The sequence below is a fragment of the Streptomyces chrestomyceticus JCM 4735 genome, assembly GCF_003865135.1.
In the GTDB taxonomy this organism is placed as follows: domain Bacteria; phylum Actinomycetota; class Actinomycetes; order Streptomycetales; family Streptomycetaceae; genus Streptomyces; species Streptomyces chrestomyceticus.
Genome location: NZ_BHZC01000001.1, coordinates 4,356,222 through 4,371,095, shown reverse-complemented (window position 1 = coordinate 4,371,095; position 14,874 = coordinate 4,356,222). Strand labels below are relative to the sequence as shown.

The following is a 14,874-nucleotide window of genomic DNA, read 5'->3' as shown; positions in this document are numbered from 1 at the left end:
CCACAGAAAAACCGGCTCCGCCCTCTCGCGCCCTTTCACACCCCTTCCGTGCGCTCCCTCACCCCCGCACGCCCCATTCAGCCGTACGCGCCCCAACTCTTTCGTGCGGCCTGCCGTGACCGGGGCTCACCATCCGGCCACCCGGGGGCCGGTCACCCCCACCCCTCTCTTCAGGCCACATCCGCCCGCTCGTGCCCAGCGGGCTCCCCGCACCCACCGGCCCCGCGCGCCCGGCTCCTCCGCCTCCCCACCCGGCCGTACCGGACGTACGGTCCGCCGTCGTCCCAGGGCCGCGCGGCCCCTACCGGAGTGCGTACTTCCGTGGCGGTACGGAGGCACCGGCGCCGCCCGGCGCCCACCGTCCCCGTACCGCCGCCGGACCCTGCCAGCGGCGCCACCGGCACCCCGCAGGACGGCCGGGCGCACCGCCGCCTCCTCACGGGGCTCCGCGCCGTCCGGCGCCCGCCGCCCCGGCCCCGGCCCGACGGCGGTCCGGACGGGCCACGCGGCGCTCGTTCCCGGCGCCGTGAGCAGCGGCGTTAGGTAGGACCCTGAGATCATCATTCGGTTGTCAGCAAATTATTCACATTCATTCGTCCAGGCGAATTGCGGCGGCCCGGCTACGGCCCCGGAATTTTCGATCTTCGCTGCTTCTTCGCCTGATCTCTGTCCGGTCTCCGTCCGTTCTTCGAACGATCTCGGCCGCCACCGGCGAATTCCCTTTGAGGCGCCCTGTTTTGATCTGGTGCCGCTACCTACAATCCGTCCACAACTTTGCTCAGGACGCCTGAGCGTGCATCCGCGCGCCCATGTGCCAAACGTCAAGGAGGACGAATGGCGGGGCCTTACACCCCTCAGTTGCTGGAACACCCCTCTTACCTGGCCGAGCCATCGCTGACGTCGGGCAACCGCGGCATGGTGCTGGTGATCGCCGTCGTGGCGCTCGCGGCACTGGCCGTCGCGGCGGTACTGGTGCGGCAAGTGCTCGCCGCCGGTGAGGGCACCGACAGCATGAAGAAGATCGCCGCCGCCGTGCAGGAAGGCGCGAATGCCTATCTCGCCCGGCAGTTGCGCACCCTCGGCGTATTCGCCGTGGTGGTGTTCTTCCTGCTCATGCTGCTTCCCGCGGACAACTGGACGCAGCGCGCCGGGCGCAGCGTCTTCTTCTTGATCGGCGCCGGTTTCTCGGCCGCCACCGGCTATATCGGGATGTGGCTGGCGGTGCGCAGCAATGTGCGCGTCGCCGCTGCCGCCCGGGAAGCCACGCCGGGCGAGGGCGAGGCGAAAAAGGATCTCACCGCCGTCTCGCACAAGGCCATGAAGATCGCTTTCCGTACGGGCGGCGTGGTCGGCATGTTCACCGTGGGGCTCGGCCTGCTCGGCGCGTCCTGTGTGGTGCTCGTCTACGCGGTCGACGCGCCCAAGGTCCTGGAGGGCTTCGGACTCGGCGCCGCGCTGATCGCGATGTTCATGCGGGTCGGCGGCGGCATCTTCACCAAGGCCGCGGACGTCGGCGCCGACCTCGTCGGCAAGGTCGAGCAGGGCATCCCCGAGGACGACCCGCGCAACGCCGCGACCATCGCGGACAACGTGGGCGACAACGTCGGCGACTGCGCCGGCATGGCCGCCGACCTGTTCGAGTCGTACGCCGTGACGCTGGTCGCCGCCCTCATCCTGGGCATGGCCGCCTTCGGCGACTCGGGCCTGGCCTTCCCGCTGCTGGTCCCGGCCATCGGTGTGGTCACCGCCATGATCGGCATCTTCGTGGTGGCGCCCCGGCGCTCCGACCGCAGCGGCATGACCGCCATCAACCGCGGCTTCTTCATCTCCGCGGCCATCTCGCTGGTCCTGGTGGCGGTCGCGGTCTTCACGTACCTGCCGTCCTCGTACGCCGACCTGTCCGGCGTCACGGACCCCGCCATCCTGGCCCGCAGCGGCGACCCGCGGCTGCTGGCCCTGGTGGCGGTCGCCATCGGCATCGTGCTGGCCGCGCTCATCCAGCAGCTCACCGGCTACTTCACGGAGACCAGCCGGCGGCCCGTACGGGACATCGGCAAGACCTCCCTGACCGGCCCGGCGACGGTGGTGCTCTCCGGGATCTCCATCGGTCTGGAGTCCGCGGTCTACTCCGCGGTCCTGATCGGCCTGTCCGTGTACGGCGCGTTCCTGCTGGGCGGCACGTCCATCATGCTGGCCCTGTTCGCGGTGGCGCTGGCCGGCACCGGCCTGCTGACCACCGTCGGCGTGATCGTCGCGATGGACACCTTCGGCCCGGTCTCCGACAACGCCCAGGGCATCGCCGAGATGTCCGGCGACGTCACCGGCGACGGCGCGCAGGTCCTCACCGACCTGGACGCCGTCGGCAACACCACCAAGGCCATCACCAAGGGCATCGCCATCGCCACGGCCGTCCTGGCCGCGGCCGCGCTGTTCGGCTCGTACCGGGACGCGATCGCCACGGCCGTACGGGACGTCGGCGACGCCGCCCGGGGCATGGGCCTGAGCCTGGACATCTCGCAGCCGAACAACCTGGTCGGCCTGGTGCTGGGCGCCTCCGTCGTCTTCCTCTTCTCGGGGCTGGCGATCAACGCGGTGTCCCGGTCGGCCGGCGCGGTCGTCTTCGAGGTGCGGCGGCAGTTCCGTGAGAAGCCCGGGATCATGGACTACACGGAGCAGCCGGAGTACGGGCGTGTCGTGGACATCTGCACCAAGGACGCGCTGCGCGAGCTGGCCACCCCCGGCCTGCTGGCGGTGCTCACGCCGATCGCCGTGGGCTTCTCGCTCGGCGTCGGCGCGCTCGGCTCGTTCCTCGCGGGCGCCATCGGCACCGGCACCCTGATGGCGGTCTTCCTCGCCAACTCGGGCGGCGCCTGGGACAACGCGAAGAAGCTGGTCGAGGACGGCCACCACGGCGGCAAGGGCAGCGAGGCGCACGCCGCGACCGTCATCGGCGACACGGTCGGCGACCCGTTCAAGGACACCGCGGGCCCCGCGATCAACCCGCTGCTGAAGGTCATGAACCTGGTGGCGCTGCTGATCGCGCCGGCCGTCGTGAAGTTCAGCTACGGCGCGGACAAGAGCATCGGCGTACGGATCGTGGTCGCCGCACTGGCCATCGCGGTCATCGTCGGCGCGGTGTACGTCTCCAAGCGCCGCGGCATCGCGGTGGGTGACGAAGACAACAACTCGGGGAAGGTGGCGCAGACCGCCGACCCGGCGGTGGTCTCCTAGCGGGCGGGGCGTCCGCGCCGCTCAACGGGCGGGCGGAGGGCGTGCTTTGAGCGCGCGCTCCGCCCGCACTGCTGTGCGCCCGGCCGCGTCACAGGGCTTGGTGCAAATGGCTGCAATGAGGGGCGTACGGACCGACCGGCTCATGGCCGGGGGCCCTCGGACGTGTATGTTCCGGGGCCGAGAGCCATGGAAGGGACCAATCCGGTGAAGAAGAAGCTTGTGGCCGCGCTGTCCGGCGGCGCGGCACTGATGCTCGCGCTGACCGGCTGCAGCGACGACGGTGACAATAAGCTCGACGCCTGGGCCAAGAAGTTCTGCGACCCCGCCCAGGCCCAGTTCAAGAAGATCCAGGACGCCAACACGTCCATGCAGACGGCCGACAGCGGCGGCACCGACTCCAAGAAGGTCCAGGAGGCCGACTCCAAGGCGTTCCAGCAGATCTCCGACGCCTACGCGTCGCTGGCGAAGTCGCTCGACCAGGCCGGCGCGCCGCCCGCCGACGGCGGCGAGGAGTCCCAGAAGAACGCGGTCAAGGAGCTCAACGACCTCTCCAAGGGCTACGCCGACCTCAAGAAGCAGGTCGACGGCCTGGACACCGGGGACAAGGGCAAGTTCGCGGACGGCCTGCGGTCGCTGTCCGACGGCATCAACAAGCTCAACAAGAAGAGCGAGCAGGCGTTCAGCAAGCTGGAGTCCGGCGACGTCAAGAAGGCGATGGCCGGGCAGTCCGGCTGCCAGAACCAGAAGGCCACCGAGGGCGGCGGGTCGGCCGCGCCGAAGAAGTAGCCGAGAGGCGCGACGGCCGCACGTTGCGGACGGCCGTCGCGCGGGGTCGGCGGGCTCGGCCACCATGGGTGCCCACGAGCGTCCCGGGCGCGGCCGACACGCCGTCAGGCGCGGCCGGACCGCAGGCGACACGCCGTGGGACACGGCGGGCCCGTGCCCGGGCCCGTGGCCGACACGCCGTCGGGCTCCGTCGGCCGCGCCCGCCCCGTCGTCGACCGCCCGCCCCGCTGCCCGCCGCGCCGTCCACCGCCCGCCGTGACCCGGTGGCCCTGACCCGTTGGCCGCGGCGCGGCCGGGCCGTGGCCGTTTGTCAGTGGTTGGCCTGACAATGGGACCGTGAGTACGCACCTCCCCACCGCAGACCTTCGAGACCCCGATTCCGCCGCCCGCACGGCCCGGCTGCGCGACGCGCTGCGCGCCGCCGCGTTCACCGCCGACGGCCTGCTGGAGCTGCTCGGCGCGCCCGCCTACGCCGCGCTGGCCCGCAGCGAGACCGTCCCGGCGCTCCGCGCGACCCGGGGGACGGCCCGCTGGCCACCCTGGTGCGGCTCTTCCTGCTCCAGCGCCCGGTGCCGTACGGCCGGGCCGCCGCCGCGCTGCCGGTGGACGACTGCCTCGCCGACGGCTGGCTGGTGCGCGACGGCGACGAGGTCCGGGCGAGCGTCGACGTGCGTCCGTACGGCGGCCCCGACGGCCAGGACTGGTGGATCGTCTCCGACCTCGGGTGCGCGGTCGGCGGCGCGGGCGGCGTCCGGGCCGCCGAGGAGGCCGCCGGCGTGGACCGCGCCCAGTTGGTGCTCGGGGTCGGCGGCGCGTCCACGACCCTGGCCGGCCTCACGGTCCGCACCCCCGTCGCCAAGGCCCTCGACCTCGGCACCGGCTCCGGCATCCAGGCGCTGCACGCCTCCCCGTACGCGACCGAGGTCACGGCCACGGACCTGAACCCGCGGGCACTGCGGATCGCCGGGCTGACGCTGGCGCTGTCCGGCGCGCCCGCCGCCGACCTGCGGGAGGGCTCGCTGTTCGACCCGGTGGGCGAGGAGACGTACGACCTGATCGTCTCCAACCCGCCCTTCGTGATCTCGCCGGGCGCCCGGCTGACCTACCGGGACGGCGGCATGGGCGGCGACGACCTGTGCCGCACCATCGTCCAGCAGGCCGCTGACCACCTGAACGACGGCGGGTACTGCCAGCTCCTCGCCAACTGGCAGCACGTCGAGGGCGAGGACTGGCGCGACCGGCTGCGCTCCTGGGTGCCGCGCGGCTGCGACGCGTGGATCGTGCAGCGCGAGGTCCAGGACGTGACGCAGTACGCGGAGCTGTGGCTGCGGGACGCCGGCGACCACCGTACGGGCCCCGAGGAGTACGCGGCGCGCTACGACGCCTGGCTGGAGGAGTTCGAGGCCCGGCGGACCAAGGCCGTCGGCTTCGGGTGGATCACCCTGCGCAAGTCCGGCGCGGCGGACCCGTCGATCACGGTCGAGGAGTGGCCGCACCCGGTCGAGCAGCCGCTGGGCAGCGCGGTCGTCGAGCATTTCGAACGCCAGGACTACCTGCGCGCCACGGACGACGCGGCCCTGCTGGCCGGCCATTTCCGGCTCGCCGACGAGGTCGTGCAGGAGCAGGTCGGGCTGCCCGGCGCCGAGGACCCGGAGCACGTGGTCCTGCGGCAGAACCGCGGTATGCGGCGCGCCACGAAAGTGGACACGGTCGGCGCGGGCTTCGCCGGGGTCTGCGACGGCTCGCTGCCCGCCGGACGCATCCTCGACGCGATCGCGCAACTGGTCGGCGAGGACCCGGTGTTGCTGCGCGACCGTACGCCGGACGCGATCCGGACCCTGGTCGAGCAGGGCTTCCTGGAGCCGGTGGAGACCGGGAAGGACTGAGGGCGCGGGCCGGCGGGGCGACGGGGGCCTGGCCGAGAGGGCTCCACAGAGGCCCCGCCCGGCCCGCCCCCGCCCGGCCCGCCCCCGCCCGGCCCGCCCCCGGCCGGCCCGGCGGCGGCGATGCCGTACGGGCGGCATTCACCCGGGGTTCGCCGCCGCGCCGCCCGGGAGTGCCACGCTGCCCGCATGGAGAGTGGTCCCGAGGCGTTCGCCGGGGTGGCCTTCGCGCTGTTCGGCGCCGGCCTGCTGGTGTGGACGGGCGTGTGCGTACGGGCCGGGGAGCCGGTCGCCGACGGGGTGAGCCGGTCGGCGGGTACGACGCTGGCGCTGCTCTTCGGCGTGCTGTTCCTGGGGACGGGGTGCTGGCTGCTGCTGTAGACACGGACGGGACGGGCCACCCCGGGCGCATCCGTAAGCCCCCGAGGGAACGCGCCGCCCTCCCTTGCCGTCTTCACCAGAAGCGCCCGTCGCCCGGCCCGCCACCCTTTTCGTTGTGCGCTCAACTGCATTGCACCCACAGGCTGTTCACTCACACCCCACCAGAAAAAACACGCGCAAAACCACTCGCCCGTGAAGCAACCGGAACGGCCATCTGCCCGTGTTCCTGAGTGAAGGCCATCAACCGGCCCAACAGGGAGGAACACGTCATGAACCGTGCATACCGCCTCGCCGCCGCAGGTGTTCTCAGCGCCGCGCTCGTCGCCGGGACCGCGGCCGCCGCCTCCGCGGCCCCCGCGTCCCCGGCCGCCCACTCCGTGGCCGCCAAGGCCACGCAGAAGGCCGCGCTCACCGCCAAGGCCAGCACCAACTCGGTCAAGGCGTGGCAGGAGTTCCGGATCTCCGGCACCTCCACCGGCATCAAGGCCGGCACCAAGGTCACCGTCCAGCAGAAGCAGGGCGCCAAGTGGGTCGCGCTGCCCGCGAGCGTCACCACCAACAAGACCGGCGCCTACTCGCTCCGCGTCAAGCTGGGCATCAAGGGCGTCAACCAACTGCGGATCGCCGGCGGCGGCACGGTCTCCCCGGTGATCACGGTCACGGTGCGCTGAAGCGGGCCGTAGGGCACCACCAGGACGCACGGTACGCCGGGCGCGCCGCTTCCCCCGCGGCGCGCCCGGCGGCCGTTCGCGTACGGGCGGCGCCCACGGGGGCGGAACGTCCGCTCAGCCCGTGAGATTGCGCACCAGCATCCAGACGGCGGCGACGCCGAGGACGACGGCGTTGCCGCGCGCCCCGAGGCGGGCCCGGAACCGGCGCCCGCGCAGCCCCGCGTACAGCCATCGGCCGGTCATGTACGCGACGGCCGGCACGCCCAGGACCAGCAGGACGGCGTTGTCGTGGAAGGCCGTCACGAGGTCGCCGTGCATCAGGTCGTACGCCATCCGGGTCCCGCCGCACGCCGGGCAGAGCAGCCCGGTCGCCCAGCGGAACGGACACGGAAGCAGTAGCTGCCCCGGTTCGTGCGGATCGGTGTGCCAGAGATACACCGCGCCGAGGGCGCCGACGCCGACGGCGACCGCCGCGCGGCGCAGCGTCGCGTTCCGTACGGCCGTGGGGGAGGAGGGGGTGCTCACGGCGTGCTCACCGTGCCGGGGCCCGGTTCGACGACCTGGCGTAGTTGCCCTGATTCAGGACAAAAACGCTTTGCCCGGGCCATGGCTCCTGCCCCACGAAGACCCACCAGCCACTCCAGACATCCCAGCTACCGTCCCGGCTGCTCAAGCCGCCCCCGTCACCTCATGCGCACCGGCGACTTCACGCCCCGCTCCGGCCAGGACGGCGGCACGGGGTGAGAGGACACGGTCGAGAGGGGACAGTACGGGGTGAGAACGGATACGGCCACCGGCCGCCCGGTCGGCGCCGCCTGCGGGCCGACCGGCCAGGGGCCGGGTCCGCACCGGCCTCGGCACCGCCTCCGGCACCGGCCCGTGTCCGGTCCGGGCGGCATGAAGGCATGTAGTCGGGTTACCGTTCGAGTGGCGTTGCGGGGTTTTTCCGTTTGACACGAGGGCGGGATGTACCGTCACACTCCGCAGCGTCAAGCGTCACCGCAGTGTCCCCCAGAGCTCCGGCCCGGGGGTTACCCCCAGCGTCGACCGGAGAGAAGAGCGAAGTTGTCCCCGACCAGCGAGACCGCACAGGGCGGCGGCCGCCGACTCGTCATCGTCGAGTCGCCTGCCAAGGCGAAGACGATCAAGGGCTACCTCGGCCCCGGCTACGTGGTCGAGGCCAGCGTCGGGCACATCCGCGACCTCCCGAACGGCGCGGCGGAGGTCCCGGCGAAGTACAAGGGCGAGCCCTGGGCCCGCCTCGGCGTGAACGTCGACGCCGACTTCCAGCCGATCTACGTCGTCAACAGTGACAAGAAGGACCAGGTCAAGAAGCTCAAGGAGCTGCTGGCCGAGTCCGACGAACTCTTCCTCGCCACCGATGAGGACCGCGAGGGCGAGGCCATCGCCTGGCATCTCCAGGAGATCCTCAAGCCCAAGGTCCCGGTCCACCGGATGGTCTTCCACGAGATCACCAAGGACGCGATCCGGGCCGCCGTCGCCAACCCGCGCGAGCTGAACCAGAAGCTGGTCGACGCCCAGGAGACCCGCCGCATCCTCGACCGCCTCTACGGCTACGAGGTCTCGCCGGTCCTCTGGAAGAAGGTCATGCCGCGGCTGTCGGCCGGCCGTGTGCAGTCGGTGGCCACCCGCCTCGTCGTCGAGCGGGAGCGCGAGCGCATCGCCTTCCGCTCCGCCGAGTACTGGGACCTGACCGGCACGTTCTCCACCGGCCGGGTCGGCGACGCGAGCGATCCGTCCACCCTGGCCGCGCGCCTGTCGTCGGTCGACGGCCGCCGCGTCGCCCAGGGCCGTGACTTCGGCCCCAACGGCCAGTTGAAGAACGCCGACGTCCTGCACCTGGACGAGGCCAATGCCCGCGCGCTGGCCGCCGCCCTGGAGAACACCGACTTCGCGGTCCGCTCGGTCGAGTCCAAGCCGTACCGCCGCTCCCCGTACGCCCCGTTCCGTACGACCACGCTCCAGCAGGAGGCCAGCCGCAAGCTGGGCTTCGGCGCGAAGTCCACCATGCAGGTGGCGCAGAAGCTGTACGAGAACGGCTTCATCACCTATATGCGTACGGACTCCACGACCCTCTCGGACACCGCGATCTCCGCGGCCCGCGCCCAGGTCACGCAGCTTTACGGCGCCGCGTACCTGCCGGACAAGCCGCGCTCGTACGCCGGCAAGGTCAAGAACGCGCAGGAGGCGCACGAGGCGATCCGGCCTTCGGGTGATCGTTTCCGCACCCCGGCGGAGACCGGTCTGACCGGTGACCAGTTCAAGCTGTACGAGCTGATCTGGAAGCGCACCGTCGCCTCCCAGATGAAGGACGCCACCGGCAACTCCGTCACCGTCAAGATCGGCGGCCGGTCGGCCGACGGCCGGGACGCCGAGTTCAGCGCCTCCGGCAAGACCATCACCTTCCACGGCTTCCTCAAGGCGTACGTGGAAGGCGCCGACGACCCGAACGCCGAGCTGGACGACCGCGAGCGCCGCCTGCCGCAGGTCGCCGAGGGCGACCCGCTGACCGCGCGGGAGATCACCGCGGACGGCCACGCCACCAAGCCCCCGGCCCGCTACACCGAGGCCACGCTGGTCAAGGAGCTGGAAGAGCGCGAGATCGGCCGCCCGTCGACCTACGCGTCGATCATCGGCACCATCCTGGACCGCGGCTACGTCTTCAAGAAGGGCACCGCCCTGGTGCCGTCCTTCCTGAGCTTCGCCGTGGTCAACCTCCTGGAGAAGCACTTCGGGCGGCTCGTCGACTACGACTTCACCGCCAAGATGGAGGACGACCTCGACCGCATCGCCCGCGGCGAGGCCCAGTCCGTGCCGTGGCTGCGCCGCTTCTACTTCGGCGAGGGCGAGGCGGCCGGCGCCGCCTCCGAGGCGGGCAACGGCGACGGCGACCACCTCGGCGGCCTGAAGGAACTGGTCACCGACCTCGGCGCGATCGACGCCCGGGAGATCTCCTCCTTCCCGGTCGGCGACGGCATCATGCTCCGGGTCGGCCGCTACGGCCCGTACGTGGAGCGCGGCGAGAAGGACGCCGAGGGCCACCAGCGCGCCGACGTGCCGGAGGACCTGGCGCCCGACGAGCTGACCGTCGAGTACGCGGAGGAGCTGCTCGCCAAGCCGAGCGGCGACTTCGAGCTGGGCATGGACCCGGAGAGCGGCAACCAGATCGTCGCCAAGGACGGCCGCTACGGCCCGTACGTCACCGAGATCCTGCCCGAGGGCACCCCGAAGACCGGCAAGAACGCGGTCAAGCCGCGCACCGCCTCGCTCTTCAAGTCGATGTCCCTGGACACCGTCACCCTCGCCGACGCGCTCAAGCTGATGTCGCTGCCGCGCGTCGTCGGCAAGGACCCCGAGGGCGTCGAGATCACCGCGCAGAACGGCCGCTACGGCCCGTACCTGAAGAAGGGCACCGACTCGCGCTCCCTGGAGAGCGAGGACCAGATCTTCAACATCACGCTGGAGCAGGCCCTCGCCATCTACGCGCAGCCCAAGCAGCGCGGCCGGGCCGCCGCCAAGCCGCCGCTGAAGGAGCTGGGCACCGACCCGGTCAGCGAGCGCCCGGTGGTCGTCAAGGACGGCCGCTTCGGCCCGTACGTCACCGACGGCGAGACCAACGCGACGCTGCGGCGGGACGACGACGTCGAGACGATCACGCCGGAGCGCGGGTACGAGCTGCTCGCCGAGAAGCGCGCGAAGGGCCCGGCGAAGAAGAAGACCGCCAAGAAGGCCCCGGCCAAGAAGACGACGGCGAAGAAGACCGCCGCGAAGAAGGCCCCGGCGAAGAAGACCGCCGCGAAGAAGGCCCCGGCGAAGAAGACGGCCGCCAAGAAGACGACGGCTGCGAAGAAGACCACGACGGCCAAGAAGACGACGGCCGCCAAGAAGACCACGGCTGCGGCTGCCAAGAAGACGGCGGCGGCCACGGAGAGCGCGGAGTAGCCGAGCAGGGGGAGCGCCATGGCGTACCGCGTCACCTACACCGTCGAGGCGAAGGCGACGGCGGACGCCATGGCTCCCGAGCGGCGGGATCTGTTCGAACGCGGGCTGACCAGGCTCGCGCTCGATCCGTACCACCGGGCCACGGCTCATGTCGGCACGCACGAGGACAACCGGAAGGCCCAGGTGGCACCGGGCCTCCTCGTCGAATACGTCCTGGCGCGCGGCCTGCTCGTCGTCGTAATGATCGAAATCTTCGACGCCGTACTGCTCGACGGCTGACCGTTCGACGCCGTACCGCACGAGGGCTGACCGCTCGGCGACCGAGCCGTGCCGTTCGACAGCCGGCACGAATCTTCGGGACCGGCCGGGCGCCACGACCCGGCCGAACCGCACCGACACGCTCCCAAACCACCCGCCCGTGTGTTCGGGTGGAAGCTGGACCTGTCATATCCGGCCGATAGGCTGGCGGGATGACGCGTGCCGAGCTCCCTACGGTCGTGACCCCCACATCCGGCGCCCTCGTCGCGGACTCCCGCGAGCGCGCCGTGCGAGCCCTGCTCCGCTTCCCCCCACTGAAGCGGCTCTGGAGCGCACAGTTCGTCGGGGCGATCGGCGATGCCCTAGCCCTGTTGGTGCTCGTACTGCTGACGCTGCAAGCGGCGGTGTACGTACCCTTCGGCGGCCAGGCGGCCTTCGGCGGCGGCTACCGCGGCGCGGCCCTGGCCGTCGCCGCCGTCTTCGCGGCCCGGATGCTGGCCACCCTGCTCTCCGGGGCGGTGCTGCTGGGCCCGCTGTCCGCGCTGACCGCGCCGTCCGGCCCGCTGGACCGCCGCTGGACCATGATCGGCGCGGACGGGGTGCGGCTGGCGCTGCTGGTCGTGGCCCCGCTGTGGATCGACTGGACCCCTGACACGGCGCTGATCTGGCTGCTGGTGACGGTCTTCGTCGGCGGCGTGGCCGAGCGCTTCTGGACCGTCGCGCGGGAGAGCGCGGCGCCCGGACTGCTCCCCGCCCCGCCCCCGGCTCCGGCCCCGTCCTCATCAGACCGGGGGGACCGCGCCGAAGGCCCGTCCGTCCGCCCGCTGCCGGACAACCTGGACGCGCTCCGCCGCCTGTCGCTGCGCACCGCCTTCGTCTCGCTGCCGCTGGCTGCCGCGGGCTTGATCGTCGTCGCGCTGGTCAGCAGGCTGCTGGCCAACGGCATCGGCTGGTTCGCCGACCACCAGGCCGCGCTCGCCTCGTACGTGGCCTCCGGCCTCTTCGCCGCCTCCATCTCGATCCTGTACTTCCTCGAACTCCCCGGTACGCAGACCCCGCGCCCGCGCTCCCCCCTGGAGGGCCTGCGCCGCCCCAAGGGTGACGGCGGCGTCGACCGCGGCCGTACGAACGCCGTACCGCTGCTGGTCCTGGCCTGCGCGGCGGTGGCCGGCGCGATCGCCGCGGCCGTCTCCGTCGCCGTCCTGCACGCCGGTGATCTCGGCGGCGGACCGGTCGCCTTCGGGCTGCTGGTCCTCGGCCTGAGCGGCGGCCCGGTCGCGGGCATCCGCGGCGCGCGCAAGGTGCTGCCCGCGCTGTCCCGGCGCCGTCTGCTGGCCCTCGCCGTGGCCGTCACGGGCCTGGCCCTGCTGGCGGCCGGGCTGGTACCGGACACCACCACCGTCGTCCTGCTGACGCTGCTCGCCGGAGTGGCGGCGGGCGTCGCGGCCAACACCGGCCACACGCTCCTGGACCAGGAGACCGAAGCGTCCCGCTCGGCCCGTACGACCGATCACCTGCACGCGGTCGTCCGACTCGTGGTCGCGCTGGCCGTCATCGTCGCGCCGCTGCTCGCCGGGGCCATCGGCCCGCACCACCTGGCAGGCGACAAGAACGTCTTCTCGCACGGTGGCGCGGCCTTCACCCTGATGCTGGTCGGCGCGCTGCTGCTGCCGGTCGCCGCCTGGGTGCTCGGCAAGGTCGACGACCGGCAGGGCGTCCCCCTCGGACGCGACCTGCGCGAGGCGCTGCGCGGCGGCGACCCCGACCAGGCCCCGGCCCCCACCGGCTTCTTCATCGCCCTGGAGGGCGGCGACGGCGCCGGGAAGTCGACCCAGGTCGAGGCGCTCGCCGCCTGGATCCGCGGCAAGGGCCACGAGGTCGTGGTGACCCGCGAGCCGGGCGCCACCGCCATCGGCAAGCGGCTGCGCTCGATCATCCTGGACGTGTCCACCTCGGGCCTCTCCGACCGCGCCGAGGCGCTGATGTTCGCCGCCGACCGCGCCGAGCACGTCAACAGCGTGATCCGCCCCGCCCTCGAACGGGGCGCGGTCGTCATCACCGACCGGTACATCGACTCCTCCGTCGCCTACCAGGGCGCGGGCCGCAACCTCGCCCCCACCGAGATCGCCCGCATCTCCCGCTGGGCCACCGACGGCCTCGTACCGCATCTGACCGTGCTCCTCGACGTCTCCCCGGAGACCGCCCGCGAGCGCTTCACCGAGGCGCCGGACCGGATGGAGTCCGAGCCGGCCGAGTTCCACCAGCGCGTCCGCTCCGGCTTCCTGACCCTGGCCGCCGCCGACCCGGCGCGCTACCTGGTCGTGGACGCCGGCCAGGATCCGGAGGACGTCACCACCGTCGTACGCCACCGCCTCGACCAGGTGCTCCCGCTGTCCGAGGCCGAGGTCAAGGCCCAGGAAGAGGCCCGCAAGGCCGCCGAGGAGGAAGCCCGCCGCAAGGCCGAGGAAGAGGCCGCGCGCAAGGCCGAGGAGGAGCGCAAGGAGCGCGAACGGCAGGAGCAGCTCGCCAAGCTCCGCGCCGAGGAGGAAGAGCGCAAGCGCCGCGAGATCGAAGAGGCCAAGGCCCGCGAAGCCGCCCGCCAGGCCGAAGAAGCCCGCAAGCGCGCCGAGGAGGCCCGCCAGGCCGCCGAGGAGGAGCGCCAGCGCCGCGAGGCCGAAGAGCGCGCGCGCCAGGCCGAACAGGAACGCCTGCGCAAGCGGGCCGAGGAAGAGGCCCGGCTGCGCGCGGAGGCCGAGGAACGCCGCAGGGAGAAGCAGCGCAAGGCCGAAGAGGCACTGCTGCGCGCCGAGCAGGCTCGCCTGGCAGCCGCGGCCGAGGCAGAAGCCAAGGCCAAGGCCGAGGCGGAAGCCCGGGCCGAGGAGGAGGCCGAGGCCGCGCGCAAGGCCCGGGAAGAGGCGGCCAGGGCGGCGGAGGCCGCGGAGGCGCCGACGACGGAGACGCCGATGGCGGGGCTGGAGCGGCACGGGCGTACGGAGCGGGAGCAGTACGGCCGTACGGAGCGGGATACGCCGCCCCGCTCGTCCGCGTCCTCTTCCTCCTCCGCGTCCTCCTCCCCGTCCTCGGACGCCGAGGAGACCACCGTCCTCCCGCAGCACCGGGACGACGCCCCGGGTGCCGCCGACGAGACCGCGGTGCTGCCGCCCGTACGCCCCGAGGCGGACCACGGCTGGCAGGAGCGCGAGGAGGCACGGCGCGGGGACGACCCGGCGGACCGGGTGCCCGAGTGGATGTTCCGCAAGGAGCACGACGGCCGTACGGGGGAGCGGGGCGCGTCCGGTGGCCCAGGAGGCCACGGCACTTCCCGCGCCTCCCACACTTCCCACGTCTCCGGTGTGGAACGCACGAGGGAACTCCCGCAGATCGACCCGGCGACCGGCGAACCGGTCCAGCCCGCACCGCGCCGCCGCCCGGCCTGGGCGGAGGAGACCCCGCTGGACGACCTGCCGACACTGGCCGACGAACTCCTCGGCCCGCGCGAGGACGAGGACGAACAGCAGGGACGCGGCCGACGGGGACGCCGGGGCTGAGACCGGCAGCCGGGCGACGGCCCGTGAACAGGTGAGCCCCTGGCAGCAGCCGCCTCCCGGCTGCCACCAGGGGCTCACCCCTTCCTCGTAACCGCTCCCCGCCTCCTCTCCTCCCCTCAGTCCCCGCTGTCAGTGGGAGGCCCCACAATGGAA

At 72.5% G+C, this 14,874-nt stretch carries 8 protein-coding genes and 1 pseudogene; 8 read left to right on the top strand and 1 reads right to left on the bottom strand.

Features of this window, described 5'->3' with window-relative positions; genetic code table 11:
* Positions 1 to 834 precede the first annotated feature (834 nt).
* From EJG53_RS18560 to EJG53_RS18540, 5 genes and pseudogenes are all read left to right on the top strand, one after another.
* Complete coding sequence (locus tag EJG53_RS18560; RefSeq protein ID WP_125045785.1) at positions 835 to 3,231, top strand: sodium-translocating pyrophosphatase; 2,397 nt, start codon at positions 835 to 837, stop codon at positions 3,229 to 3,231.
* Positions 3,232 to 3,435: 204 nt separating this feature from the next.
* Positions 3,436 to 4,017 (top strand): hypothetical protein, encoded by a 582-nt coding sequence (locus EJG53_RS18555; protein WP_032928534.1) that lies wholly within the window; start codon positions 3,436 to 3,438, stop codon positions 4,015 to 4,017.
* A 336-nt stretch (positions 4,018 to 4,353) separates the two neighbouring features.
* Positions 4,354 to 5,903 (top strand): annotated as a pseudogene (locus tag EJG53_RS18550) (DUF7059 domain-containing protein).
* Between the two features lie 186 nt (positions 5,904 to 6,089).
* On the top strand, positions 6,090 to 6,281 hold the full coding sequence (locus EJG53_RS18545) for a hypothetical protein (protein WP_125045784.1): 192 nt from the start codon (positions 6,090 to 6,092) through the stop codon (positions 6,279 to 6,281).
* Between the two features lie 269 nt (positions 6,282 to 6,550).
* Positions 6,551 to 6,952, top strand: a complete 402-nt coding sequence (locus EJG53_RS18540) for a hypothetical protein (protein WP_125045783.1) — start codon at positions 6,551 to 6,553, stop codon at positions 6,950 to 6,952.
* A 114-nt stretch (positions 6,953 to 7,066) separates the two neighbouring features.
* Here the strand turns inward: EJG53_RS18540 and EJG53_RS18535 are convergent, their stop codons facing one another.
* Positions 7,067 to 7,477, bottom strand: coding sequence for a DUF2752 domain-containing protein (locus EJG53_RS18535; protein ID WP_174856423.1), 411 nt, complete (start codon positions 7,475 to 7,477; stop codon positions 7,067 to 7,069).
* A gap of 540 nt (positions 7,478 to 8,017) precedes the next feature.
* On the opposite strand from EJG53_RS18535, the gene topA reads away from it, so the two are divergent.
* The 3 genes from topA (at position 8,018) to tmk (ending at position 14,721) form a co-directional block, all read left to right on the top strand.
* Positions 8,018 to 10,915, top strand: a complete 2,898-nt coding sequence (topA, locus tag EJG53_RS18525) for a type I DNA topoisomerase (RefSeq protein WP_125045781.1) — start codon at positions 8,018 to 8,020, stop codon at positions 10,913 to 10,915.
* Positions 10,916 to 10,933: 18 nt separating this feature from the next.
* Positions 10,934 to 11,194: a hypothetical protein gene (locus tag EJG53_RS18520; protein ID WP_125045780.1), complete on the top strand. Its 261-nt coding sequence runs from the start codon at positions 10,934 to 10,936 to the stop codon at positions 11,192 to 11,194.
* A gap of 191 nt (positions 11,195 to 11,385) precedes the next feature.
* Positions 11,386 to 14,721 carry a dTMP kinase gene (gene tmk, locus EJG53_RS18515; RefSeq protein WP_125045779.1) on the top strand — a complete coding sequence of 1,112 codons (3,336 nt, stop codon included), beginning with the start codon at positions 11,386 to 11,388 and terminating at the stop codon, positions 14,719 to 14,721.
* The last annotated feature ends 153 nt before the right edge of the window (positions 14,722 to 14,874 follow it).